The sequence below is a fragment of the Paenibacillus arenosi genome (assembly GCF_014841135.1).
In the GTDB taxonomy this organism is placed as follows: Bacteria; Bacillota; Bacilli; order Paenibacillales; family Paenibacillaceae; genus Paenibacillus_B; species Paenibacillus_B arenosi.
In genome coordinates this window covers 187,601-214,105 of sequence record NZ_JACYTN010000006.1, presented here as the reverse complement: position 1 = coordinate 214,105, position 26,505 = coordinate 187,601, and the positions used below count along the sequence as shown (strand labels likewise).

The 26,505-nt window shown below is 43.3% G+C and carries 18 protein-coding genes; 11 read left to right on the top strand and 7 right to left on the bottom strand.

Going from position 1 to position 26,505, the window contains the following annotated elements:
• Nucleotides 1-893: 893 nt before the first annotated feature.
• The 5 genes from IFO66_RS11410 to IFO66_RS11390 all read right to left on the bottom strand — a co-directional run bounded on the left by IFO66_RS11410 (nucleotide 894) and on the right by IFO66_RS11390 (nucleotide 6,605).
• Nucleotides 894-1,856: an ABC transporter ATP-binding protein gene (locus IFO66_RS11410; protein ID WP_192025263.1), complete on the bottom strand. Its 963-nt coding sequence runs from the start codon at nucleotides 1,854-1,856 to the stop codon at nucleotides 894-896.
• A complete protein-coding gene (locus IFO66_RS11405; protein ID WP_192025262.1) occupies nucleotides 1,853-2,878 on the bottom strand; it encodes an ABC transporter ATP-binding protein in 1,026 nt (341 codons plus the stop codon). Before IFO66_RS11405 ends, IFO66_RS11410 begins: the two co-directional genes overlap by 4 nt.
• A 16-nt stretch (nucleotides 2,879-2,894) precedes the next feature.
• Nucleotides 2,895-3,845: an ABC transporter permease gene (locus tag IFO66_RS11400; protein ID WP_192025261.1), complete on the bottom strand. Its 951-nt coding sequence runs from the start codon at nucleotides 3,843-3,845 to the stop codon at nucleotides 2,895-2,897.
• The gene (locus tag IFO66_RS11395) at nucleotides 3,842-4,780 is read right to left on the bottom strand and encodes an ABC transporter permease (RefSeq protein ID WP_192025276.1); all 939 of its coding nucleotides are present in this window, start codon (nucleotides 4,778-4,780) and stop codon (nucleotides 3,842-3,844) included. The genes IFO66_RS11400 and IFO66_RS11395 overlap by 4 nt, the downstream gene beginning before the upstream one ends.
• A 124-nt stretch (nucleotides 4,781-4,904) precedes the next feature.
• A complete protein-coding gene (locus tag IFO66_RS11390) occupies nucleotides 4,905-6,605 on the bottom strand; it encodes a peptide ABC transporter substrate-binding protein (protein WP_192025260.1) in 1,701 nt (566 codons plus the stop codon).
• A gap of 569 nt (nucleotides 6,606-7,174) precedes the next feature.
• Between IFO66_RS11390 and IFO66_RS11385 the strand changes: the two genes are divergently transcribed.
• The 3 genes from IFO66_RS11385 (at nucleotide 7,175) to IFO66_RS11375 (ending at nucleotide 18,514) form a co-directional block, all read left to right on the top strand.
• Nucleotides 7,175-10,693 carry an FG-GAP-like repeat-containing protein gene (locus IFO66_RS11385; protein ID WP_192025259.1) on the top strand — a complete coding sequence of 1,173 codons (3,519 nt, stop codon included), beginning with the start codon at nucleotides 7,175-7,177 and terminating at the stop codon, nucleotides 10,691-10,693.
• Nucleotides 10,694-10,990: 297 nt separating this feature from the next.
• Nucleotides 10,991-14,590 carry an FG-GAP-like repeat-containing protein gene (locus IFO66_RS11380; RefSeq protein ID WP_192025258.1) on the top strand — a complete coding sequence of 1,200 codons (3,600 nt, stop codon included), beginning with the start codon at nucleotides 10,991-10,993 and terminating at the stop codon, nucleotides 14,588-14,590.
• Nucleotides 14,591-14,929: 339 nt separating this feature from the next.
• Nucleotides 14,930-18,514, top strand: coding sequence for an FG-GAP-like repeat-containing protein (locus tag IFO66_RS11375; RefSeq protein ID WP_192025257.1), 3,585 nt, complete (start codon nucleotides 14,930-14,932; stop codon nucleotides 18,512-18,514).
• 69 nt (nucleotides 18,515-18,583) lie between these two features.
• Here the strand turns inward: IFO66_RS11375 and IFO66_RS11370 are convergent, their stop codons facing one another.
• Together IFO66_RS11370 and IFO66_RS11365 are read right to left on the bottom strand one after the other, a co-directional pair.
• On the bottom strand, nucleotides 18,584-19,318 hold the full coding sequence (locus tag IFO66_RS11370; protein ID WP_192025256.1) for a pentapeptide repeat-containing protein: 735 nt from the start codon (nucleotides 19,316-19,318) through the stop codon (nucleotides 18,584-18,586).
• A gap of 43 nt (nucleotides 19,319-19,361) precedes the next feature.
• Nucleotides 19,362-20,795, bottom strand: a complete 1,434-nt coding sequence (locus tag IFO66_RS11365; RefSeq protein ID WP_225445679.1) for an aldehyde dehydrogenase family protein — start codon at nucleotides 20,793-20,795, stop codon at nucleotides 19,362-19,364.
• Between the two features lie 463 nt (nucleotides 20,796-21,258).
• Between IFO66_RS11365 and IFO66_RS11360 the strand changes: the two genes are divergently transcribed.
• The 8 genes from IFO66_RS11360 to IFO66_RS11320 all read left to right on the top strand — a co-directional run bounded on the left by IFO66_RS11360 (nucleotide 21,259) and on the right by IFO66_RS11320 (nucleotide 26,472).
• Nucleotides 21,259-21,843: a hypothetical protein gene (locus IFO66_RS11360; protein WP_192025254.1), complete on the top strand. Its 585-nt coding sequence runs from the start codon at nucleotides 21,259-21,261 to the stop codon at nucleotides 21,841-21,843.
• A 145-nt stretch (nucleotides 21,844-21,988) separates the two neighbouring features.
• Nucleotides 21,989-22,225, top strand: a complete 237-nt coding sequence (locus IFO66_RS11355) for a hypothetical protein (RefSeq protein WP_192025253.1) — start codon at nucleotides 21,989-21,991, stop codon at nucleotides 22,223-22,225.
• A gap of 838 nt (nucleotides 22,226-23,063) precedes the next feature.
• Nucleotides 23,064-23,369: a hypothetical protein gene (locus IFO66_RS11345; protein WP_192025251.1), complete on the top strand. Its 306-nt coding sequence runs from the start codon at nucleotides 23,064-23,066 to the stop codon at nucleotides 23,367-23,369.
• Between the two features lie 4 nt (nucleotides 23,370-23,373).
• Nucleotides 23,374-23,991 (top strand): hypothetical protein, encoded by a 618-nt coding sequence (locus tag IFO66_RS11340; protein WP_192025250.1) that lies wholly within the window; start codon nucleotides 23,374-23,376, stop codon nucleotides 23,989-23,991.
• A 4-nt stretch (nucleotides 23,992-23,995) separates the two neighbouring features.
• Complete coding sequence (locus IFO66_RS11335; RefSeq protein ID WP_192025249.1) at nucleotides 23,996-24,448, top strand: hypothetical protein; 453 nt, start codon at nucleotides 23,996-23,998, stop codon at nucleotides 24,446-24,448.
• A 14-nt stretch (nucleotides 24,449-24,462) separates the two neighbouring features.
• A complete protein-coding gene (locus IFO66_RS11330; protein ID WP_192025248.1) occupies nucleotides 24,463-25,515 on the top strand; it encodes a hypothetical protein in 1,053 nt (350 codons plus the stop codon).
• A gap of 166 nt (nucleotides 25,516-25,681) precedes the next feature.
• On the top strand, nucleotides 25,682-26,149 hold the full coding sequence (locus IFO66_RS11325) for a DNA polymerase III subunit gamma/tau (RefSeq protein WP_192025247.1): 468 nt from the start codon (nucleotides 25,682-25,684) through the stop codon (nucleotides 26,147-26,149).
• 101 nt (nucleotides 26,150-26,250) lie between these two features.
• Entirely contained in the window at nucleotides 26,251-26,472 is a 222-nt protein-coding gene (locus IFO66_RS11320) for a hypothetical protein (RefSeq protein WP_337912908.1), read from the top strand.
• Nucleotides 26,473-26,505: the final 33 nt, after the last annotated feature.

The following is a 26,505-nucleotide window of genomic DNA, read 5'->3' as shown; positions in this document are numbered from 1 at the left end:
TATGATATTGAGTCATAAATAGTACCTCCTCTGAATGGGTCTGCATAACTTCATTCTAGACGAGGCTCTATTTCATGGCTCTTTTTTTTGTTCACCATTTTACACAATTATACGGACTCAACTCATTTTAGGGCCAAAATGGACAAAAGTGCAGTTAAATTGAGCGAAAAACTTTAATTACTAGGTTTAAGCCGAAAATAGATGAATTTTTGCGCAAATGGTTTGAAAAAGAGAGTGTTTTTGAAAAAATACCTGCACTTTTGTCCAAATAAGAGTGTTCAAGGCGCAGAATGTGTTTTGAAGCCTGAAGCCTGAAGCCTGAAATTCGAAGTTTGAAGTTTGAAGTCTGGAGTTTGAAGTTTGTAAATTGTAGGTTGATGATTAAAATTAGAAGTTTGTAGTGTGAAGATTGAGAATTTTATGAGACGTGGTTAGTGCCGTTACTTGATTGGCTTGATTTTCGACAAATGAGCTTAAGTAAAGTCGACCTGCCTTATATCGGATGCATGCATACAGCAAAAGGCTTGTGAATCCCAGCATGGACTAGTTTCACAAGCCTTTCATTTACTCTTCACCTAAACGTCCATTACAACCGAAAGTGCTGCACCTGTTGCTACACTTAGTTGCTACATCAAATATCTGCACCTACACTTATATCTATATCTATATCTATATCTATATCTATATCTATATCTAACATCTACATATTAATAGCTAGCTAGACCCGATAACTGATTCTGAAAGCTCACATCTGAAAAGTTAGTCCTAGTAGCTGTACCTAATACCTAATAGCTAGACCTGATAACTAAATCTGATAGCTGCACCTGATAGCTACATCTAATCGCTGCACCTAACAGCTCTTAAACGTTGCACCCAATCGCTGTACCAAACAGCTACACCTGGTGGCACGCCACGTAGTGTCGCGGAAGTACTTCGCGATACTCTGGCTCTTCGCTTGAGCAGCGTTCCGTGGCCACTGGGCAGCGGGTGCGAAAATGGCAGCCTGAAGGTGGGGAGAGCGGGCTCGGAATCTCGCCTTGGAGCACGATGCGTTCTTTCGCAGCCTCTACATCGGGATCAGGCACAGGAATGGCGGACATGAGTGCCTTCGTATATGGATGAAGCGGCTCGGAATATAAGCACTCGCTGTCGGCAAGCTCCACTATTTTTCCTAAATACATGACGGCCACGCGGTCACTAATATGTTTGACCATCGATAGATCATGGGCAATGAATAAGTAAGTCAGGCCGAGTCGTCCTTGCAGATCTTTCAATAGATTGACGACCTGTGCCTGTATGGATACATCCAGTGCGGAAATAGGCTCATCGCATACAATGAACTGCGGGTCGACAGCTAATGCGCGGGCAATGCCAATGCGCTGCCGCTGGCCACCTGAAAACTCATGCGGATAGCGGCATGCATGTTCAGGACACAATCCGACTTGATCCAGCAGCTGTTCAATGCGGTGCTTGCGCTGCACCTTACTGCTTGCCAACTGATGAATATCAATCGCTTCACCAATAATTTCTGAGATGGTCATTCGCGGGTTGAGTGAAGCGTATGGATCTTGAAATATCATTTGCATCTGGCGCCGGGCAGCTTTCAGTTTCTTATGATTCAATTTGTAAATGTCGGTGCCGTTGAAGGTAACGCTTCCCGCTGATGGCTCGTACAGCCGCAGCAGTGTGCGGCCAACCGTAGATTTTCCACAGCCAGATTCACCAACTAAGCCTAATGTTTCTCCTTTCCAAATGGAGAAAGTCACATCATTAACGGCTCGTAACACTCCTTTTCGCTTCACGTGAAAATATTTTTTCAGTCCGTTGACTTGCAGCAAAGGTGAGATCTCTGTCATCCGACGACCTCCTTTGCTAAGGGGTGCAACTGCCAGCATCGAGATACATGCGACTCACTAAGCACTGTTGGATGTGGATCAACTTCGTTACAAATTTGCATAGCATGCTCGCAGCGGGCGAAGAATCCGCAGCCAGCGGGTGGTTTTAGCAAATCAGGTGGCGTGCCATGAATGGCGACTAGTGGCTCATCCTTCGCCTGATCGAGTCGTGGCAGCGAGCGCAGTAATCCTTTTGTATAGGGGTGCTGAGGATTTTTGAATATTTCCCACTTCGTTCCTGTCTCAACGATCTTCCCGGCGTACATGACGATTACCCGATCGCATAAGTCGGCGACAATGCCGAGGTCATGGGTTATAAGGATGATGGAAGTGTTGAACTTCTGCTGCAAATCTTTCATGACACAAAGAATTTGAGCTTGAATGGTAACGTCGAGTGCTGTTGTCGGCTCGTCCGCTATGAGTAACGAAGGCTGGCAGGCAAGTGCAATCGCGATCATTGCCCGCTGCCGCATCCCGCCTGAGAATTCATGCGGGTACTGTGCATATCGAGAAGCCGCATTTGGAATGCCGACAAGTTGAAGCATCTCGATTGCTTGCTGCTTGGCTTGGCGTAATCCAACTTTCTGATGACGACGGATTACTTCTGAGATTTGCTTGCCTACTGTCATTGTCGGATTCAGCGAAGTCATCGGATCTTGAAAAATCATACCGATTTCCTTGCCGCGAATCGATTGCATTTCTTTTTCTTTCAACCCGAGCAAATCTCGTCCTTTAAATAGCAGCTTCCCTTGCTTAACAATAGAGGGCGGAGTAGGAAGCAGTCTCATAATACTTTGCGCTGTTACACTTTTTCCACATCCCGATTCACCTACAATAGCTACCGCCTCGCCAGCATGGACATGAAATGATACGCCGCGGACTGCTTGTACTTCTCCATCCCTTACTTTGAAGGAGACTTGCAAATCCTGTACCTCTAGGAGAGCTTCTTTCAATGGGTCTACTTGTGGGGCAGTTTGCTGCATATACGGCTCACCTCCATCATTTTTTCAGTTTAGGATCAAGTGCATCGCGCAGGCCGTCACCGAACATATTGAAGGCGAGCATCGTCAAGCTGATCATGATCGCAGGGAACAGCATACGCCATGGGTAGAGCAGCATAACCTTAGTTCCATCGTTGATCATTGTTCCCCAAGAGGCAGCCGGTAACTGGACGCCTAAGCCGAGAAAACTGAGGACAGCTTCGCCGAAGATTGCGGCTGGAACCGCCATCGTGAGCATGACAATAATGGGACCAAGGGCGTTAGGCAGCAGGTGACGGAATAAAATGCGCATACCTGATGCTCCCAACGAGCGTGAGGCAAGTACATATTCTTGATTTTTAAGCTGAATGATTTGACCTCGAACAATCCAAGACATGTTGATCCACCCTGTAAGGCAAAATGCCAATATAATCGTAAGTAGGCTTGGCTCAAATACGACAACGAGCAGAATTGCTACTAACAGATCTGGTATCGAGTAGATAATTTCTGATATTTTATTCATAATATCGCCGATGCGACCGCCGACGTAGCCCATGATTCCGCCGTAGATGACGCCGATAATCAAGTTAATGAATGCCGCAGCGAATCCGACTATGAGTGAAATGCGTGCGCCCATCCATGTACGAGCAAACATATCTCGTCCGAGATCATCGGTTCCAAACCAGTGCTTATCAGATGGAGCAAGGCTGGTAGACATCAGATCATTTTTTGAAAAGTCATAAGGAGTTAGCCACGGTCCGATAATTGCCATAACAATGAGAGCTGTTAAAATACATAGCCCTGTCATGGCTGTCCAATTGCGGCTTAGCCTGTACCATACATCTTTCCATGCTGATGTACTGACACGTTCGATGGCTTCCGCTTCATGATGATCAACCACTGCCTTTTGAAAGTGTTCGGTAGTTAACGTAAGCTCTGCTGCATCAGAATTTCGATTGTGAAGGGTCATGCTGCACCCTCCTTTCGCTTGCCGAGCTTAATTCGAGGATCGATAAATCCGTAAGCGATATCTGTGAGAAGGCGAGCGGTCATTAATATAAGACCGTAAAATATCGTAATGCCCATAATGAGCGAGTAGTCGCGATTGCCGATACTTTGAACATAAATTTTGCCTAATCCACCGATTCCGAATATTTGCTCGATAATGAAAGAGCCCGTAATAACGTTAGCGGTAAGTGGACCCAAAAAGGTGACCACCGGCAATATACCGTTGCGGAGCACATGACGCCGCATTATCGTCCAACTGTTAAGTCCTTTTGCGCGTGCTGTCTTAATATAGTCAGAATGCAGCACTTCGAGCATGTTCGATCGTGTTAGTCTTGCGATATAGGCAATAGGCATGGCGGAAAGCGCCAGTGTTGGAAGGACGTAATCTTTGGCTTGTACGAGTCCGACAACATTGAACATCGGGATACGAACGGCGAATAGCCATTGTAAAATAGCAGCCATAACAAAGCTTGGAACGGATACCCCGAGCACAGCGATGACCATGGCGGTTGAATCCATAAGCTTTCGGTGACGAAAGGCGGCCGTCATGCCTAACGTAACGCCGATAATGACGGAAGTGAAAATAGCTGCAATACCCAGTCTGAGAGACAGTGGGAATGAATCCCGAATGAAATCAACGACAGCGCGATTAGCAAGTTTCATCGAGATGCCTAAATCACCAGATAGCAAATTCGTTAAATAGGTCGTGTACTGGATAAATAATGGTTTATCCAAACCGTACTGAGCTAGCAAGCGAGCTTTCACGTCAGGAGGAACAGCTTTCTCCGATATGAAAGGATCACCAGGAATTGCTTTCATCAAGATAAACGTAATGGAAGACAGAACGAACATAGCTAAGAAAAAAAATACGAATTTATTCAACATATATCGAACCATCACATGAGATCACTCCCTCGCGTTATCAAGTAGTTCGTGTTAAGACGCTTGTATTCATGTGTAAAAGCGGGATACAAACAGCGGGCTGCCTGTATCCCGACTTGCGGGTAATCTTATAAGCGAATTACTCGACGTAGCCGCGAGCAAAGTGGAAATTAGCAAGTGGATCTACATATATGTTCTTGATGTTAGGTTTGAGCAGCTGAGCAGTAGCGTTGTAATAGATTGGAAGTATCGCCATCTCTTCTTCAATAAGAATTTTTTCAGCACTTGCAAGCAAGTCTCTTCGTTTTACTAAATCTACTTCTTTTTTTGCAGCCTTCACGAGATCATCGTATTTTTTGTTACTAAAGCCAATATCATTGTTGCCGCTTCCGGTTGTATATAGATCGAGGAATGTCACCGGGTCATTGTAGTCTGGATTCCATCCAGCACGAGCAACCTCATAGTCAAGTGCTGAGCGCTGATCTAGGAATACCGTCCATTCTATATTTTGCAGTTTTACATCGATGTTTAAGTTTTGTTTCCACATATCAGCTACCGCTTGACCTACTTTTTTATGAAGATCATTGGTGTTGTAAATGAGAGTGAATTCAGGCATTTTATCGAGGCCAGACTCTTTGAGTCCTTCTGCGAGTAGTTTCTGGGCCTCTGCTACATCTTCCTTGAAGAAGTTGCCATCTACTTGGTTGCGGTACTCATCATTAACAATGTTGATGCCTGGAGGAACGATTCCGAATGCCGGTTTCTGACCACTAAGTGTAATTTTTTCAGTTATCAGTTGGCGGTTAATGGACAGAGCCAACGCTTTACGAATCTTTTTATTATCAAATGGCTTCTGCTTGTTGTTGAATAAATAATAATAGGATGCTGCTAGTGGTTTAATGGCAATCTCATCTTTCTTCGTTTGCTGCAGGATCGGAATTTGTTCACTTGGAATACCTCCATTGGTCGGTGGTCCAATATAATCGAGCGCATTTGTCTCGTACATATTCAATATGGCATTCGTGTCTTCGATCATGACTGCTGTCACTTTTGTCAGTTTAATCTCATCACGTTTATGATAGTGCTCATTTGGCACAAACTCGATCTGTGAGGAATGCGCCCAAGATGATACCTTGAATGGTCCATTCGAGATGAGCGTATTTGCCTCATTTGCCCATGCCGGGTTGTTCTTAGCAGACTTGTGTATGGGGAAATAGGTTGCAAAGGCAGTTAAATCAAGGAAATAAGGTGTTGGATCTTCCAGTTCGACTTCAAGCGTGTAGTCGCTCGTTGCTTTGACACCAATTTGATTGGGATCGGTTATTTTTTTTGTGAAGTAAGCTTCACCATTTTTAATGTAGTACAGTTGGTAGTTATAAGGTGACGTTTGCGGGAGAGTCGGGTCGAGTACTCGTTTCCATGCATATTCAAAATCATGCGCGGTCACGGGATCGCCATTAGACCATTTGGCATTTTGTCTAAGCGTAAATGTATATTTTTTGCCGTCAGGTGAGATGTCCCATTTTTCTGCAACGCCGGGTATTACTTTACTATCTTTATCGGTGCTCGTGAGACCTTCAAATGTGGCAGAGAGAATCGTCGATGAAGTAACATCCTGAGCTAGACCGGGGTCTAACGAAGGGGGCTCGGTACCTATGTTGAAGCGAAATTCTTGTTTGACAGCCGTCTCAGTTGGAGGATCGGTCTTTGTTTCGTTATTTGGCTTCTGCGTTTCGGTAGGTTTATTCGCCTCAGGAGTTGTGGAGCTTGCGCACGCGCTTAGAAGCGTGCTTACTGAAAGCATTAGTGCGAGCAATACGAACATTGTTCGTCTCTTCATCGTTAATCCCCTTTCATCCTTTTAAATAGTGAACCAAGTTCAAACTGTCGTTTGTAGGCGCTGTAGAACAAATTGACGCTTGGTTAGTCCCTATCATATGTACAAACGTTCATCTACATGTTTGAAATTTATTTAATATAGGAAATGAAATATAGATCGAGGATATGTGACAACGAAATCGAGTTGTTAGTATATGAAATCGACATTTTTTAAAAGAGGTTGTTTACAGCGAGGTTCACGACACTTTCAATGTAGCAGAATAGAGAGCCCCTACTCGCTGCACAATTAAAGTTAGTCATTGAACAGCCTATGAAGTTATTTTGGAAGATTAGGGGGGATATTTGAATCTAGTACACTAGTTTGAAAAAAACACAAGAAGTACACATGAGTATGCTACGATACTGCTGTTCTAACCTACCCCACGATTTTACATCACCACGCAAAATGTGAGATTCTTTCCTCGACAACAAGCATTCACAGACGGATGGTAAGCTCGTAACTTCTCTGTTCAACTCGCATGTAATAGGCAAGAAAAAAGTAACAAAAACAAAAATAAAGGGGAATTAAACATGAGAAGGTATCATTTTCGTCGTATTTTTTGTGCTTTGCTAACGATTGCTATGGTTGTAAGCTTGATTGCTCCATTTTCTGCTGCACAGGCACAAGCTTCGCAAGAGCCTAGCGATTTATTTAGTAAAGCGGGGGAGTTTGTGCCGACAGAATCGGTACGATATTTGAGCGCAGGGAATTTGGACAATCAAGGTGGCGGGGATTTCGTTGTCGTTACGGACAAATGCAGGCTTGTACTGTATAAAACAAAGTTAGATGGCACATTTGTAAAAGAGTGTGTTCCCATTTACGAAAGTCTACTCCCTCACAAGGCTGAAATTGTCGAGCTAACAGGTGATAAACAGGCCGAATTGTTAGTGTTTAACCAAAAAACGGTTCAAATTTACGGGGTTAATTCGATGGGGAAATACGCATTTAAACAGCAAATTCTAATTGGTGGTGTTACAGAGTATTTGGCAAGGGACTTTAATAATGATAGTTTTGTTGACTTGATATTAGCTACTCCGAAGGCTATGCATGTTATGCAAGGAAGTAGAGGGGGATCTTATCTAGAAGTAGGTACGATTCCTAGGGGTGATGCGACTTCTATTAAGAGCGGTGACTGGAATAATGATAATTACCTAGATTTTGCTTTTATAGGAAAATGGAGAGACACTTATGTCTACAAAAATAATGGGAATTTGAGCTTTGATTTTGTGGCAACTGTGTCGAGTTTCTATGATGATTGGTTTGATTTTGAAGTAGCGGATATGAACGCAGATGGCTACGACGACATATTAAATGTATTGCCGGATGCGCGAGATCAGACGGGAGGGAGCATTGGTATTTTCTATGGCGATGCGAGCGCTACTTTCCGTAATTATATGAATACCAGGATAGATGGAATTTATACCGTTACCGCTGAAGATATGAATAGTGATGGGTATCCGGATCTTATTATAGACTGGAATGATTCTGAATATAAACAAACGCAATTACTTTGGAACAAGGGTGGACAATCTTTTTCTGAGCGTGAAAATTTTACTTACACATTGAGACCTAATTTCATTGATCTGAATGGTGATGGAAAGAGAGATACGTACTACTACGATTCGTATAGAAATAAAGTTACCTTTTATTTTAATACGGTAGCTAATGGCTATATTCAATTTGCAGTTTCGCAGCTTCCGGTTATTGAGAATAGCGGTGCCGTGAGAGTAAAAGTGACACGTACGGATGGGAACGACAACCTTGCGTACGCGGAATATATGACGGTTGATGGGACGGCAAAGGCTGGTGTGGATTATATACATTCTCATGGTATTATCCAGTTTCCTCACGGTGTGATAGAACAGTGGCTGACCATTCCACTCATTGATAACGATGAGCGCAATAATAAAAAGCGTAGTTTCTCGGTGCAGCTTAGCAACCCTACTCGTGGAGCTGGACTAGGACAAGTTTCAAAGGTGGATATTTTTATTGCTGATGATGACGGTAATGAAATTCCACATGCAGGTGCAGCACCTAAATGGCCAAAGGACGCCTCTCTTACCATTGCAGATGTTAGCTTGTCAGGCTTAACGGTTGAATGGCCGAAGGCTGCGACGAATGAAAGAGACAGCATCGTTTCATATGAGATTAAAGAAGCCAATCAGGCTCTTGAGCCAGTCAGTGTAACGGCAGATGTGTACAGTCATTCATGGCTAACAAAGCTAGTTGCGGGAAAGAAATACAAACTTGAGGTTACTGCTAAGACGAAAAAAGGAGTGGCTAGTCTGCCCTTGTCTGCGTCTGTTACCGTTCCACAAGAAGGGTATGATCCAATCAAAGCTCCAGCCTTCTCTCCTTTAATACATGGTACGACTGTTGATCAAGGAGCAGTCAGTTCCGCAGATATGGATGGAAACGGGATTGATGATCTTATTATTACGAGTCCTGCTCAAAGCATGTTGATTAAGAACTTTGCTGAGGGGTTTCGAATCAAATCAGAAACCAATTTTTGTGACTCGCAAGCGGGCAAAAGTATAGATATGAATGGAGATGGTAAAGAGGAGATAGTTACAAATAACTCCAATCAAAGCTTGTGTGTAAATGGATTAGACAAGAATGGGAAGTTTGGATATGTAGCGTATATTTCGCTTAAGTCTATGCGTGCCTACCATGCATACCATGTAGCGGACTTCACACAAGATAACATCGCAGATATTTTATATGTGACCCATAATAATGAGCTCATTCTATTAAAGGGAGGAGAAAACTATACCTTTACTGAGCTAAGCCGCGTACGTAATGCGGGCTCCACCATTGAAGGCATTATTAGTGGTGATTGGAACAAAGATGGAGTCCGAGATATGGCGATTATTTCGAATCAGATTAGTGTGTATGAGGGAAATGATAATGGTCATTTTGAATATGTAACCCAATTTCCTGGCTATCGAGTAGTTGGTCGTTCCAACGATATGAATGCTGACGGATATGATGATATTGTCGCTCATTCCGAACAGGGGTTTGTCATCTACTATGGAAGTGAACAAGGTTTCGTGCCAAAACGTATCGAGAACTCTCCAAGCCTGAGATTGTTTGATCCATATGAACTACTAGATATGAATCACGATGGTTATGTTGACATTGTGCTACTGCCACGGTATTCGAAACCTATGATTAGTTTCAATGATAGGAAAGGTTCATTCAAAGCCGCTGAGGAACTGCTTAATAAAGAATTGAAATACTCCAGTACCATCGTATTTGGTGATTTTTCAGGTGATGGAAAGACAGATATATCGATTTACAATCCTGGGTATCAGGAGCAGCATATAACCTATATAAATGAGCAAGCTTATGGGCAACTGCAATTCCAGTACCCGACTACCACGGTAGAAGAAGATGATGGCCATGTAAAAGTCAAAGTGAAGCGAGCAGGTCATCGTTCTGGGGTGACGAGTGTCGTCTATGGTACGCATAATGGCACGGCAACTGCTGGAATTGATTATGTAGCATCTTCTGGCACGCTTCTATTTGCCGATGGTGAGACAGAGAAGACGATAAGCATTCCGATTATTGATCAAGAGGAAGAGGCAAACGCGGAGCGAACATTTAGCATTAAACTTGAAGCGCCTACTCGTGGTACTCAATTAGGTGACCATCAGGAAGTAGCTATTACGATCCATGACGGTGATGATATTGATGATCGGTTATCGCCAAGCTGGAGTAAGGGCGCGGTACTTGGTGTAACGGAAGCTACCTATCAAACGTTGACCCTCTCGTGGCCAGCAGCGCTGGATGTGGATGGCATTTCGACATATGAAATTGTGGAGTCAAATGCAGCGTTAGATACGGTAACCGTATCAGGTGATAAGTATTCCTATACTTGGAATAGCGGGTTAATAGCAGGGAGAACGTATACGTTCCTATTGCGCGCACGAGATAAGAAGGGAGTAGTAAGTACCGCATCGTTGACAGCTACCATACAAATCCCGTATCTAACTCCTGTATCTCAGACAGGCAATCATAAGGGTAAGGGCATAAATACAATACACTAATGCAATAAAATAAATATCTATTATCAAGGTATCTTGTTCCTAGTAGCAGTATGGGAGCGAGGTGCCTTTTTCTGTGTTTAAACTAGTGGTACGACACACAGGTACAGGTGCGAAAAGATAGAGAAAAAGAGGTTCGTTGTAACATTTTCACTAGTTTTGCCAATATCCTAATTTGAGACTTCTTATATGCTACTATACTGACGAAAGCTATTATTCTCTTGTGCTTTACATACTAAAATGTTATTTACAACCGTCGTCGGATCAGCAATGTATCAAATAAGTAAAGGAGAATTCTGCATGCAAAGGAAATGGTTAATCGCTGCTCGGCGCCATCTGGCAGTAGCTCTTGCCGTCTTCATGTTTGTATCCTTATTTCCAACTTCTTATGTTGTTGAAGCGGCCACGGTTATCGACAAGTCATGGAGCGGTAATTATTACGATTGGAGAGCGCTTAAATTGAACGATCGAGTTTACAGTCAAGTTGCAGGTAATCTAGACAATACGGGACATGCAGATTTGGCTGTCATCACGGCAGATGATTTGCTCGTCTTATACTACGTATCGTCAGATGGAACGCTTACACGCCAGCAGGTGACTGCTAAACAAGCTGACCCAAACGTAAAGCGACTACATATTGCTGATTTAAACGGAGATCAGTTTGGAGAAGTGTTGGTATTTGGCAGCACTAAAATTGAGATTTTTGGTAGGGACACTGCATCTAACTCCTATGTATTAAAAAGCACGATCCCGATAGCATCTTATTCAGATCAGGCGATAGCTGATTTTAATAAAGACGGTATTCAAGATCTTATTATTGTGTCGTCTACGAAACTACATTTTTTACGAGGAACAACGAATCTCACCTATCAGGAAGTAGGCAGCTACACACATAAAACAGCAGCTTTGCATGCCATCGCAGACATACAAACTGGTGACTGGAACAAAGATGGCCATATCGATTTCGTCTATCAGTTGTATGAACAGCACGCTATTTTGTTTAAAGGGAATGGACAGTTAGGATTTAGCTACGTAAAGGATTTAGATATTGATTCCTTTGTAGTGGATGATATGAATCAGGATGGATATACCGACATCATCGGCTACAATCGTGTGGGCTATCAAAGAAACTATGCCGTGCATTATGGTGATGCTGGGGGGCAGTTCGCTCGCAAGTCTCCGATTGGGTTTGCTGAAGGAGGCTATGGAATTTATAGCACGGATGTAAATGGGGATCGTTATCCTGAGCTCGTACTCTATGATTCTATGGATTATATTTCGTACGTTATTTGGAATCGTGAAGGGACGTACAGCTTCCCTGAACAAATTGTCTTTTTCGTCAATCCGTCTTATATTGAGCAAAAGTTGGACTTTGATCGAGATGGAAAAGAAGATTTTATTTCGAATCAGGACTTTAATACGAATGAAATCATCATTAAGCGAAACGGAGATTTTTCTGGCCAAATTCAGTTTAGTCAGACTGAACAGGAAGTAGATGCACATCAGAAATTCATTCAAGTACAGGTTCAGCGTGCAGGAGGAAGCTCGGGGCGTTCGGTAGTCGAATATGAAACGAATGAGGGTACGGCTAAGGCTGGCACGGATTACACGAGGACAGTAGGCATTTTGGAGTTCAACCATGGTGAGACGGTTAAAACGTTGACTGTTCCAATTACATCTGTGGATCAGATTAATGGCTCGCGAACATTTTCGATTCGATTGAAGAATCCAACTAACGGCGTTGATCTAGGATCTAATCGGACGCTTACGGTTCATATTCGTTCCAATTCTTCTGTTCCGCAGTGGCCAAATGGAGCAGTTGTAGATATTTCGGATGTTACATCAAGTTCAATGACCGTCGCTTGGCCGCAAGCAAGAGATGGCGCGGGCGTTAAAGCTTATGAAATTAGTGAAAAAAATCAAGCGTTTGCCCCTATTTCCGTTACAAATGATGTGTACAGCTACACCTGGAATTCGGGTCTTGTACCTGGGAAAACGTATCAGATTCAAGTGACTGCGAAAAATGTGAACGACAAGCTAAGTCAGACGTTGGCGGGACATATTACGATTCCGATTCACAACACCGTACCGACCGATCCATCTTTTCGAGTGAATGCCGTTAATTTCAATAATCTTCCAAGGCAGTACAATATGAATGCAGTCGATAGTAACGGCGATGGGGTCGATGAATTGATTGTGTATGACTCTGCTGTCACGATGATGATGAAACCCATTTCCAATCAGGCGTGGCTGTTCAACGGAAAACTGCCTACTGGACAATGGGGAGAAGTCAATTATCGTGCTGATTTGAATGGGGATCGCAAAGAAGAGTGGCTAGCCCCAAGTGGAACAGGTATCCGCATTATAGGCGAAGGTGCGACTTTAGATTATGAACAAGCAGCTGAAGTGTTGCTGGAGCCACACTACGACTATAAGGTCGCTGACTTCACCAATGATGGCATTGTCGATATCGTGTACATGAATCAAAATGCGAAGCTAATCATTCTTAAAGGCACGGGTGATTATAAGTATACAGAACTGTCCAGACAACAACTTTCTCATCACGGGGTGAAGTTGTTAACGGGGGATTGGAACGGTGATGGTTTGACGGATGTAGCTGCTTATGATGGGCATTTGCATCTGTACAAAAATAAAGGGAATAACACGTTTGAGAAAATAAAAGAAATTTACAACCCGACAACCCCTCAAGCAGCAGACTTCAATGGGGACGGGTATGATGACATCGTTACTTCTCATTGGGGATCAGATGTGTTTGTTTATTATGGAGATGCGCAGGGATCCTTTGATAATACGCCTTATCGTTACACTCCTCCGTATGGAGTGTATGAAATTCATCTGGCAGATTTGAACAATGATTCCAATAAAGATTTCGTGCTCGTCTATTTTTCTGGAGTAGAAGCAGTTGTGAATCAAGGGAAGGGCACTTTCCAACCGCAAGGACTATATGATGAGATGATGTGGCTAGGTTCTCGTTATTTAATGGGTGACTTCAATGGCGATGGCAAAGATGATATTGGTTACAGGCGAGAAGATTATAGCGGGTTCACTTTGTACGATAACATGTTGACTTCGGGATCTTTGCAGTTCAGCAATGCTTCACAAAATGTTCAAGAGACAGCGGAGTTCGTACAAGTGAAGGTGAAACGCGTAGGTGATCGTCACGGAGTTACGAGTGTTGTTTACGGAACGGAAGATGGAACCGCTTTGGCAGGTGTAGATTACGCTGCCTCTACGGGAACACTGAGATTTGCAGATGGTGAGACGGAGAAAACGGTGAAGATTCCACTAATCAAGAACAGCACGTCGCATGCAAATCGGACGTTTAAAGTGAAGCTGGAATCACCAACTCGCGGTGCCAAGCTAGGACAACATCATGAGTTAGAAGTAAACATTACTAAGGACGTCAATATTTCACCTACATGGCCTGTTAGTGCGAAGCTGACTGTAAGCGATGTAACGTATCGTTCCTTTACGATAACATGGCCGAACGCAATTGACTTGGATGGCATCGCATCTTATGAAATTGTAGAGCGAGATGGAGCGTTAGCTCCTGTGAGTGTGGCTGGGCATGTAAATGCTTATACGTGGTCATCAGGGTTGACCCCAGGCAAGTCGTATCGGCTGCAAGTAAGGGCGAGGGACAAGAAGGGACTGACTAGTTGGCCGCTTCAGACATGTGTGACTGTGCAGACTTGCGTGAAGCTGCCGAAGCTGTTACATTCTACAGAACCCATTGATGTGCCGATAGAATTACCAAGTGAACTACCTATTGAGCCGTCTTTGATCGATCTTCCATACGTACTTCCTCAGTGGCTAGGCGATGAAAGACTGAGTTTAGCGGTACGGAATAGATCGCGTAATTTCATAAACGTATCATGAATAGAGACAGCCTTGCTTCTGTAATGGAGCAGGCTTCTTTTTTTTGTGCAAATAGGAGAGGCAAGCTCGAAACGGTAGAGAAAATGGAGGTTGCTGTAACAATTTCACTAGTTTTGCCAGATCAGTTGTTTGGGCTCATAAATGTGCTACGATACAGACAGATAGACATATTTCTTCATTTTTGCAAAATAGAACCTTTATTGCAGGTGTACTACTCCATTGTCACTCCCTCGTATTCGACATGAATTACCGTACTACGCCACACTTCCTACACAAATGAACATCAAACCATCCTTGTCATGCAGACGCTTTTACTAATCTGGTAGAGGAGAATTTTGTATGAAAATCAAATGGGGTATTTCTGTTAAACAGAGTATTGCGCGAATGCTTACTGTATTGTTGGTTGTTTCTATGTTTCCTACTTCGTTCGTTGCACAGGCAGCTCCACCAGTGGACAATAAAAGAAACAGCAACTACAGGTGGAATGAGTTTACACTTAGTGATCACACACGCCATAACTATGTTGGGAATTTGAACAACGAAGGAAACGCCGATCTTGCCGTGATAACAGATAAGTATTTACTTGTCCTTTATTTTATCGCTTCAGATGGTACACTTACTCGTCAACCGATAGCGGCCAAGCAAGCAGATTCAACCTTAGAGCGAGTACATATTGAAGATTTGGATGGCGACCAATTTGGTGAGGTACTGGCATTTGGCTCATCTCAGGTCGAAATATTCGGCCGCAATACAGCAGGCTCCTATGAATTGAAAAGTACAATTCCGCTAGCCCCCTATTTGGAACAGGCCATTGCTGATTTTGATAAGGACGGAGTAAAGGATATCATTCTTGTTACCTCGACAAAGGTACACTTCCTACGTGGATCAGCAAATTTAACGTATACGGAAGTAGGCAGCTATACCCATCAGTCGGATGCACTGTACCGCCACGCTAATGTTAGGACAGGCGATTGGAATAAGGATGGGCATTTGGATTTCGCGTATCAGTTATACCAGCAACCAATTATTTTATTTAATGGGAACGGACAGTTAGGATTCACACAGGCAAAGACACTTGCGTTGGGAAGTGGCTTTGAAGTTGCAGACGTCAATCAAGACGGATTTACAGACATTATTGGTAGAGGTGGGAAAATTGAAGTTCACTATGGTGACGAAGGAACGCAATTTACTCGCAAATCCGAGATTGATTTTGTCACCCAGGGTTATAAAATGCTCACTACGGATGTGAATGCGGACGGGTTTCCTGAACTCATTCTCTACGACGATTGGGATACTTATTTTAGATATGTATTATGGAATCGAAAAGGGAAGTTCAGCATGCCTGAAGAAATGAACGACATTGTCTTACCTGATCAAAAGGTGGACTTTAATGGAGATGGAAGAGAGGACGCGGTTTCCTATCCTAGCTATCATTATAATGCGTTAAGAGTAGCGATAAACGTCCCTGTGACCGGAGAGGTGCATTTTAAGCAAACAGAACAAGAAGCAGCTTCGCATGCAGATACGGTGCAAGTGGAAGTACACCGTACAGGAGGGAGTTCTGGTTACACCGTTGTGGATTACGATACTCAGGATGGAACAGCTAAGGCTGGAACTGATTATAAGAGAACAGCAGGCTTTTTAACATTTCACGACGGCGAAACTGTTAAAACGATAACGGTGCCAATAACAACAATAGGTGGCTTTGAAGGCGCTCGTACATTTTCGGTTCGATTAAAATACCCGACCAGTGGTGTCGCGTTAGGCCACAATCGGAAAATGGATATCCATATTAGATCTAATCCATCCGTTCCACATTGGCCAACTGGTGCAGTTGTGGATATTGCAGATGCTACACCATACTCGATGACTGTAGCTTGGCCAAAAGCTCAAGACCATGCAGGAATTGAATCGTATGAGATTAAGGAAACGAATCAAGCGTTTACTCCTGTTACGGTGACGAAGGACGTTTATAGTCAGACGTTGACTGGGCTTACACCAGGGAAAACCTATCAGGTTCAGGTAACCGCGAAAAATGCCACCGGCGAACGAAGCAAAGCTTTGTCCGGGTATGTAACGCTGCCGAAGGTAGGTGAAGCGCCCGTTATTTCTTCTTATCAGAAAAATAGTGTGAGCTTTAGGGATTTGCCGGCGGGAAAACACGTCCTGTATAAGGGGGACGGCAATGGTGATGGCTTTGATGAATTTATCGTGCGTGATGGATCGGGACGAGCCAATGTTGTCAAGCTTCTGTCTGATAATACGTGGCAGTTACATGGTAGACTACCGATAGAAGGCTGTGGGCAAGTTCGATATCGTGTTGATTTGAATCAGGATGGGAAAGAAGAGTGGTTGGGACCAGGAGGTGGTGGAATTTGTGTCACCAGCGAGAATGCGCATGGTGGCTATGAGCAAGTAGCACAAATCCATCTAGGGTCGCATTATGACTATCAAGTCGGTGATTTCACAAAGGATGGGATTAACGATATTGCTTATGAAAGTGGTAATCAACTCATAATTTTACAAGGCAGCGGGAATTACACGTTTACTGAAGTAATGAGACAACCGTTGACTCACACTGCTTACCGTTTATTAAGTGGAGATTGGAATGGTGATGGTCACTTAGATATCGCTGCTTATGAGGGAACAGAACAAAATATGAAATTGCATGTGTACAAAAACAACGGAAACCGAACGTTTGAGAAGCTGAAAGTTATTGAACATGCATGGCACCCGCAGGCAGCAGATTTTAATGGTGATGGCTATACGGATCTTGTGGTATTTCATGGATCTAATACGCAGCAAGAAGTTGTCGTTTATCATGGTGACGCGCAAGGAATTTTCAATGGAACTCATCGTATTCCCACGGCAGAGTGGATACGAGAGATTCATCTTGCCGATTTGAATGGTGATAACTATAAAGACTTCGTGTTTGTTTATTGGCTAGGGGTAGAAGCAGTTGTGAATGACGGGAGCGGTGGCTTCCAACTACAAGGATCGTATGATGGCGACATGTTCTGGTTCCTTTCGCAATATTTAATTGGTGACTTCAATGGCGACGGAAAAGACGATCTTGCGAACAGGTATCAAGATAGAGGAGGCATAACGATCTATGATAATCTTCTCGTGTCTGGAAGCTTACAGTTCAATCATGCTTCACAGCAAGTGTGGGAGCATTCGGGCTATGCACAAGTGAAAGTGAAACGTGTCGGTGATCGCAGTGGAGTCACAAGTGTTGTATATGGAACGGAAGACGGAACTGGGCTGGCTGGGGTAGATTATGTGGCTTCGACGGGCACGTTGACATTCGTAGACGGAGAAACGGAGAAGACTGTTTTGATTCCACTACTTAATAATGACAAGTCGGATCAGGAGCGTTTGTTTAAAGTGAAGCTGAAATCCCCAACTCGGGGTGCTACGTTAGGTACTCATCGTCAGTTGGAAATTACCATTCGTGACGATGATAAGGTAGCTCCTACATGGCCTGTTGGAGCACAGTTGTCCGTGAGCGATGTAACGTACCATTCATTTACCCTTTCGTGGCCGAGTGCAATTGACTTGGACGGCATTGAGTCTTATGAAATCGTGGAGCGGAGTGGGGCCTTAGCTTCTGTAACGGTTGCAGGAAATATTAATTCCTATACGTGGTCGGTTGGGCTGACTCCAGGCAAGTCGTACCGCTTACAAGTAAGAGCAAAGGATAAGAAAGGTCTGGTAAGTTGGCCTTTGCAGACTTGTGTGACAGTACAGACTTGTGTGAAGCTGCCGCAGCCGTTTAACGCCGACGAACCTATTGAAACGATTATAGTAATACCTATGGAATTACTTGTAAAACCACCATTGAAAGATCTGCCTGTTGTCCGTCCTCAGTGGATTGATGATGAGAAGTGGAGTAACACGAAGCGAATTACAATTACCGAATGATAAGTTTTAGAACGGCAGCTCGTTCCCTAATTAGAAGGGGAAGGGCTGCCGTTTTTTATGTTTATAGGCTTATTCTTTAATAAGTAAGCCAAATATTTTCGAGAGTGCTATCGCTTGTGCAGGAGAGATGACGCACCCCTTTAAATCTTCCAAGGTGACGCCTAAGTTATAGAAGTGACAGCCGCTAATATCAATTCCTTCTAATCTGGTGCTAGAAAACTGGGACTGATCGATATTTGTTTCCCGGAAATAAATATCAGATAATACGCAGTGGTAGAAATCTGACTTCACGAGAGAACTCTCAATGAATTCGGTATGCTTGATGTTGGCGAAACGAAAGGTAGCATAGTCGCCTAAACATCGTTGAAAAGATAGATGGCGCAGCGTAGAGCTTAATAAGTCGATACCCATCAACTTGCAATTGCGGAATTCGACGCGATGGGCGATGACACCGTTAAAGTCAACATTGGATAAGTCGCAGTTATCGAAGCGAACATCTGTCAGCTCAAGCTTGGGCAGTGACACATCACGGAACGTCACATTTTGAAAAATGACCTTATCAAAAGAAACGCTGGTAGCGTTCTGGTGTTCAATGATCCCGTCTTGATAAAGTGCATAAGAGTGTGTTTGCTCATCGTCCAGCCATAGGTCAGAAGCGGGCAGGCAATCAAGCACCTGAGGTAGCTTTGGCACTGTGCGTTTATGCTGAGTACTACCCTTAACTTTATTTTTGAGTTTGTTCTTGTCTTGGTTTTTAATTGTTCCGGTCGTGTTGAGCTTATAATTATCAGGTTTGGAAGCCATACTTCGTGTTTCCTCCCTATCTCCGCATTGATGTAAAAGTGGTCTACGTGTTTAGACGAATAGAGACAAATTTAAGCTCAGTCATTTCCTCGACCGCGTATTTTACGCCTTCCCGACCATAACCACTATCCTTGACACCGCCATAAGGCATATGATCCAGCCTAAAGGTAGGGATGTCGTTAATAATAACAGCGCCCGCCTCTAATGCTCTTGCTGCATAGAAAGCACGGTCGATATTGTTCGTATAAATACCGATATTAAGTCCAAAGGCTGAGTTGTTGGTCAGCGCTATGGCTTCATCCAGATCACGGTACTTCACAATCGATACAACTGGAGCAAATGTCTCCTTGCAGGATACATTCATATCTGGGGTAACATTGAGCAGAACGGTTGGTTCCCATGTCGAACCGTCCCGCTGACCGCCATAACCGATTCGAGCGCCTTGAGCAACCGCTTCCTGTACCCACGCTTCGATGCGCTCTAATTCATCAGCATGTATCATCGCGCTAATATCTGTTTGCTCCTCTAGTGGATTCCCGACACGAAGCTTCGCTGTTTGCGTAATAAATAGCTCGCAGAACGCCTCATATACCTGCTCGTGCACATAGATGCGTTGAAGTGAAATGCAAACTTGCCCTGCATAAGAAAAGGCCCCTTCGACACAACGCTCGATAAGGTTAGGGATGTTCGTATCAGGCTCTACAATGAGGGCCGAATTGGAACCAAGTTCAAGCGTAACTTTGCGCAAGCCAGCTTTTGCTTTAATTGCCTTGCCTACCTCGGGGCTGCCTGTAAAGGTCACTTTGCGCACTCGTTCATCACGCAGCAGCTCATCACTTAGCTCACGGCCGCTACCAGTGAGTACTTGCAATGCACCAGCAGGCAGGCCCGCTTCGTGAAACAGCTCCGCGATAGCGAGCGCGCTGAGCGGAGTCTGATTGGCAGGCTTAAGCACCACTGTATTGCCTGCCGCAAAAGCAGGGCCAAGCTTATGCGCGACAAGATTGAACGGGAAATTGAATGGCGTAATCGCCACAACAATCCCGAGCGGCTCGCGCCACGTCATGCCAAGCCGATTGCTGCCGCCAGGCGCTGCATCCATCGGAATCGTCTCGCCGTAGATGCGCTTCGCTTCCTCGGCGGCGAACTGATATGTCGTAACTGTGCGATCAATTTCCGCACGCGCTGCGCGTATAGGCTTGCCAGCTTCTGTGGCGCATAGCTTCGCCAGTTCTTCTCTGCGGTCTTGCAGCAGCAGCGCGACTTTCGCTAAAATGCCCGCACGCTCAAAGGCAGGCATTGCCCGCATTATAGATGCAGCAGTATGTGCGCCATCCATTGCTTCCTTCACATGTGAGGGAGTCGCTTTAGCTACCTTGGCAATTAACTTTTGATCATAGGGTGCATGAAGTTCATAGTACGCTTTCGTTTCTTTCCATTGTCCGTTGATCCAGAGGTGCTTCGTCAAATGGGTCAAGGTGAAAGCCTCCTTCATCTATTAATTGAAATTATGTTTATCATATCGTTTGCTCTTCATGGCAATCAAGCGTTGATGGTTAAATATAACGAAAGAAAAATTAAAAAAATACAAAAATAAACATTACATATTTGAAAGTTCATGATAACATTAATAAATGGGTAATAAGATATTGATTAATAGGACAAAAGTCACACTTTTTGATTTAACTTATAGTGTATCTCAAATGGATAGAGCGAGTGTCAACCTATTAATTTCTATTTTCAAGTAGATACCTATCGAGTTATCCATATAACTTTTTCAAAATTTTATAAATGAAGCAAGGGATTTAGTAGGTTTTAAAAAGTAAGCAGCCTTGGAGGAGGTCTGTTTACATCGTTTGGGAGACCATACAACAAATAAAAATTTCAGTTACTATGCAAATGCATCGAGAAGTACATCGGGAGCGGGGAGGATTTTGTCTATGGAGCTGAGATTGAATAAAAAAACATTGGAACTGAATAGTCAATCATTTGGAGAAATGCAGTATGATGCAACCCTATCACAAGTGATTCAACAATTCGTTGAAAAGAACGTGTCTGAATACGATCTGAATCCTATTCAACAATTTGTTGCGAAACGTATGCCGGATAGCGACCGTAGTTTGTCTCAGTCGGTACAGCGTGAAGAAGGTTCTTTGTATAACTATGTGTTGGCAAGTCTAGATACGCTTAAAGCAGGCCGAGCAGTCAATCCATCATTTGTAAGTCAGGGGAAATCGTTGGATTCAACGGAAAAGGACAAGCAAGCTTGTGGAGAATATGTAATGCATGATGCGATGCAGTTGTTTTTAGAGATGTATCGAAAATACAATGCGCAGCAGCAGCAATTTGATGAGATGTCCAACCAAATTAAACGCTATGAACAAGAAATCGAAGTACTGCAATTCAATCTGGAAGAGCGTCTTCGTGTGGTTGAAGCGGAACGAGATAAATTAACGAAAGATATAAAGAAATACGAGGCATATGTGAATTATCAGGTAACTCGTTTAAATAAAGCTTTGCAATAGAAGTATGTCCTAGCTAATTAATAAGTGGGTCGATTGACAAATCCTAATAATAGTTCGTTAACTTCGTTTTTATTCCTGCAAATGTTAATTTCTCATCTTTTGTTCTTATATTGAGCTAGGAATGTAGGAATAGGAGGTAAACATAATGCTGGATGAGCTTATTTTCAAAATGAATGAGCAGTATGGGAATAGCGTATGTTTTATGGGACTATCTTTTAAGTGTAGTCGTGGCATTGTAATGATTGATAATTATGAGGATAAAAATGTAAAAAATGGTTTTTTAGTTGTGTTTACCAGTTATCTTGATAACGAGTTGCCAGTGACCGTGCTACTTCATAACATGGAAGAACTTCGGGTATTTCTTGAGGAAGTGGCTTTTTAATGTCAAATATAGTTGATAAAACAATAGTGAAAGAAGATCGCTTATATCGGTATAGGCGATCTTTTTTTATGTCTTTATTCTATTTAAGTAACAACTATTTATATATGTGATGTATTTTTCTCGAAAAAATCGTATGGTTCGTATTTTTTGTTCCGGTGCGCCGTACATTCCCTATATTCAAGATGAGGTGATCTTTATGAAATGTATATGTGGGAAATACATAACAAAGCAAGCAAGGGCATTAGCAGCCGTCTATCGTGCCGAAACGGGGCAATGCATTCATTGTTTAGCTGCAAGTACGAATGTATCCTATCAGGAATTATTGGATAGATATATGGGGATTTATGATTGTAGAACATGTGCACAACATAATAAAAAACGAGAGCTAAGGGCGCGTTTGCTAGGATTATCACAGTAAAAATCCAAGTGAAGAGATTAGGTGGGATATGAATGATTGACGCAATGAAATGTGTGAGATGCGGGTTTAGGTATGTAACGAAGAAAGCCAAGGAGAACTTCGAAGTGGAAGGCCTGCCCGGGGAGTCAGTTATCTGCCTCACTTGTATTGGTGAACTTACTCAAAAAGTTATAAATGATTACGGTTACTTAGTCTATCCAGCTGAGCTAGAAGCATCTAATAAGAGAATGGCTGCTATGCCTCGAACAATAGCAAATTGCAGGCCGTGTATGAAAAAGAATCGGTAACTCTTTTATTCTACGCATGTAAAAAGCATTTGTTAAAAATGCTATACTCCCTGCTTATAATAGCTCCAGCGTTACTTCGTTTCATAGAGATGAACGCTATTGATTGAAAGTTAAAGCGAAGGGAGAAGGGGAAATGGCAGCTCGTAAAAAGAAAGAAAAAACCTCTGCAATTGTGCAGCCTAGCGAAGTTGTGCGAGAGACGACACATCAATTGTTAAGTCATTCACAGCTTATCTATAGCATTTTTCATGCAGATGCAGCAGTTGTTGTCGAGAATCTAGGATTTGGCGATGTGTATGTAAGTGATGCGCCGAACGTCGAAATTGGAAATGAACAGCAGCGGTTGCTCTTTAAAGAACAGCGTATCTTTAATGGGGTTGCAAAACTTTTCTTCGCGACCGGGAGTGAGCCGGTTGTATCTATTTTAGAGGTCAAATAAGACGATGGGGCGGTTTATACAATTCGATCAGAAGCAGTACATGCGAGAGGTGCAAAAGGCGATTACCGTACAGTTACTTCTGATGGAACCTATCATTTTACAAAACCTAAATAACAGCTTTGATACACTGCAGTTGCGCAAAACAGATGCGAAGTATAGAACAATCATGCAGGAGTCTATTCGAAGCTCAATTGTTGAAAGTGCTACGCGGTTCGTTGCAAGCTTTGGTGCAGGTGGAGAAGTGAGCAAGGACGAACCTAGCTTTCTCGTTGTTTATTATGAATATGGTTCGAAGCAAATGAAGAACTCTTCTACTTATCAATTGGCTGGTTCCTTAGGTAGAGACGACTGGAACATGGCACGTAAAGGTCGTGATGTCTATGTAAGATCTTCAGGATCGTGGGTAGATCGTGAAGCTTATGCTGCTCCATTAGGGAGAGCGAGGCAATCTACCAAGCAGAATCAGACCAAGCCATTTGGTGAAGAAATACTGGCTCAGTTTTGGTTTAGAAGAGTAATGCTTGAAAGTATTTTAATGTTCTACGATGCTGTACGCGCTGCTGTTAAGAAAGTACCACCTGGTTCTTATATTAAACTACGAGACATGACGAAGAGGATGTGATGGAGTGGGGAAAATAAATATTTCCGCTATCTACGCTTGTATTGAGCAGACCCTTCGTAATGACTCTGAGATTCAGGCTATGTTGGGGCTATCACAGCAGTCAACTCCTGCAGACTGGCAATTGAAGATTCAAAAAAGAAAGAAGCCTGAAAAGCTCGCTGTCGAGCATTTTCCGATTCTATCTTTTTACAAAAATCCAGGCTCTAGAGGCGACAACTATCTTGAATATAGATTTATCGTGGACTTTGATATCTATACCCAAGGTAATGTGGAGTTGGCGACAAATATAGCAGATCGAGTCGTAAGCTTGTTTGATGACAAGTTTTTGGGTTTGAAGCAGGGCAGTGTGTTCAAAGGCCAGTACATCACGAGTGCCGAGGATGACACAGATCTTGCAAACACGTACAAGTACTTTACTCAAATCGGTCTCACAATTGGGATTGATGAAAATGGCTAAGGGAGGCTATCTAAATGGCAACAACGAAAAATAAGAAAATGATTATTAAAGGTGCAGGTAAGTTTATGGCGAAAATTCCGAACTGTGATGATCTGATCACAATCGGAACGTTGAATAACATGCGTCTGGATGTTCAGCTTGATATGCAGGATATCGAGGGTGGAGACAGCTCTGTAGCATTGGACTCTTTGCTTCGTAAGAAAACGATCGACATTACAGCAGAGGATGCAAAGTTTGATTTGAATCTCGTTCGCCTTATGTTGGGAGCTAAGCTTCGGGAAGGTGTATCTGGCGCGGCCTATAAGATGATTGAAGAATCCGTAGTCGTACCAGGTGTTGCACCGTTCCAACATAAATTGGCTCATACACCTCTAACCACTCCAGCTCCTAAGGCATTTGAAGGTGTTGTAGGTGGTCGTGACCTATCTACAGAAGTTGTGGTGACTGGTGATAATGCTGCTTTTGATGCGGCACTTGCTGGCCGAACAGTTGTTATCGTATACGCAATTGGTGCTGCGGGTGTAAGCCAGGATGAGGATGGCTTTGTATGGGTATTGGAAGAGAAACATGCGGTACAGCAAAACGGCACAGACTTTGAAGTGGATCTTGTATTTGGCTCCTCCATGCACAAAGACCCTCAAATTTCTGTTCGTACGATCAAAGGTAATAAGCTTCTTAAACGTATTGCTACAGGCACACCAAACGAAGAGCAGTATATCGTTGTTGGTGGCAAGTTGAAATTCAACTCTGCACTTAAAGATGTATCTGTCTACGTTAACTACAAGCGTAATGAAGTTGTGGATATCCTTGATATTACGACAAAAGATATGCCATTGACGGTACATGTTGTCCATGATGGTCAGTTCGAGCAGAAGGACGGCAGCATTCAAGGCTATCAAGTGGAGTTGTACCAATGCCGAGTGAAGTCCAACTTCACGCTAGATGCTCAACGTCAAACAGCATCCACACACAGTGTAACATTGACTGTTATCGATCCGGAGCGTATAGATAACCGTCTTGGCAGCATTAAACGTTATGAAATTGAAAGCGCTGGTATCAAGTGCTAATCAAAGGCCCCTCTTCGGAGGGGCTTATTTCATAACAATGGTTAAAAACATATTCGCTCTCCTTAGAATGAGATCGAAGTGGCAGTGAGAATATACTCCCCCAGCTTGCTGTCACTTTGCAAGGTACTTTGCTTGGGGGGGAATTAATAATTGGGGGATGTAATCAATGAGTGAACGAGAACTAGCTATTCCAAGAGCTGCTGGTACAGAAGGAAATGAAGCGAAGGTCAAGCAAGATCAGACTGAGCAATCGAAAGATACGGAGACACCTAAGCAGATGCTATCTCAAGAAGAAGCAGATGTGCGTGAAAAAGTATTTTTTGAAGAAGATGAGAAAGTACGCCTTCGTGACGGCAAGACGTATTCCATTCCACCGCTCGGACTTAAAGATGCACGCCAATTAATGAAGAAATTGAACTCAATCGATTCTGGGGTCATCATCGCGAATCTCATTCCTGATGGAGATGATGGCGAAGATCGATTCCATGAACTTATGGATGTCTTGCTTATGGCATTCAAGCCGTACTACAAAGAAATAACAGCAAGTCATTTGGAAGAATACGTAGACTTGGATACGGCGAAGAAGATAATCGATAGCATGATTGGTTTGAACGGCTTAAAAAAGTCACTGTAACCACTGAAGAAGAGGAAGAAGAATATGATAATAAGCCGCCGGTAGATTGGGCGAATGTCTTCTTCAAGTTGGCGCATTATTGCAATCTAGATAAAACCCGAGTGTGGCAACTTACGCTTCCTCAGCTAGGTTACTATTTAGAGCAGTGTCATGAGCATATTGAATTTACGATCAAAGTTTCCAGTATGTCCTTAGGAGGATTGTTCGGAGGAGCTGTTTCAGGTACAGGATCAGAGTCTAGCAGTTCGTCGAGTAGTTCCAACAAGGATGATTATCAAGTAGCAACTGAGGAAGATATGAATTGGCTTTCTAGTATTTTGTAACGAATACGAACTCCTGTCTGCTCCTGTGTTGGA

Bases quoted from the DNA above. Each gene is read 5' to 3' on its own strand.
- IFO66_RS11410 (WP_192025263.1), bottom strand. From the start codon at position 1,856: ATGACAGAGATCTCACCTTTGCTGCAAGTCAACGGACTGAAAAAATAT.
- IFO66_RS11405 (WP_192025262.1), bottom strand. From the start codon at position 2,878: ATGCAGCAAACTGCCCCACAAGTAGACCCATTGAAAGAAGCTCTCCTA.
- IFO66_RS11400 (WP_192025261.1), bottom strand. From the start codon at position 3,845: ATGACCCTTCACAATCGAAATTCTGATGCAGCAGAGCTTACGTTAACT.
- IFO66_RS11395 (WP_192025276.1), bottom strand. From the start codon at position 4,780: ATGGTTCGATATATGTTGAATAAATTCGTATTTTTTTTCTTAGCTATG.
- IFO66_RS11390 (WP_192025260.1), bottom strand. From the start codon at position 6,605: ATGAAGAGACGAACAATGTTCGTATTGCTCGCACTAATGCTTTCAGTA.
- IFO66_RS11385 (WP_192025259.1), top strand. From the start codon at position 7,175: ATGAGAAGGTATCATTTTCGTCGTATTTTTTGTGCTTTGCTAACGATT.
- IFO66_RS11380 (WP_192025258.1), top strand. From the start codon at position 10,991: ATGCAAAGGAAATGGTTAATCGCTGCTCGGCGCCATCTGGCAGTAGCT.
- IFO66_RS11375 (WP_192025257.1), top strand. From the start codon at position 14,930: ATGAAAATCAAATGGGGTATTTCTGTTAAACAGAGTATTGCGCGAATG.
- IFO66_RS11370 (WP_192025256.1), bottom strand. From the start codon at position 19,318: ATGGCTTCCAAACCTGATAATTATAAGCTCAACACGACCGGAACAATT.
- IFO66_RS11360 (WP_192025254.1), top strand. From the start codon at position 21,259: ATGGAGCTGAGATTGAATAAAAAAACATTGGAACTGAATAGTCAATCA.
- IFO66_RS11355 (WP_192025253.1), top strand. From the start codon at position 21,989: ATGCTGGATGAGCTTATTTTCAAAATGAATGAGCAGTATGGGAATAGC.
- IFO66_RS11345 (WP_192025251.1), top strand. From the start codon at position 23,064: ATGGCAGCTCGTAAAAAGAAAGAAAAAACCTCTGCAATTGTGCAGCCT.
- IFO66_RS11340 (WP_192025250.1), top strand. From the start codon at position 23,374: ATGGGGCGGTTTATACAATTCGATCAGAAGCAGTACATGCGAGAGGTG.
- IFO66_RS11330 (WP_192025248.1), top strand. From the start codon at position 24,463: ATGGCAACAACGAAAAATAAGAAAATGATTATTAAAGGTGCAGGTAAG.
- IFO66_RS11325 (WP_192025247.1), top strand. From the start codon at position 25,682: ATGAGTGAACGAGAACTAGCTATTCCAAGAGCTGCTGGTACAGAAGGA.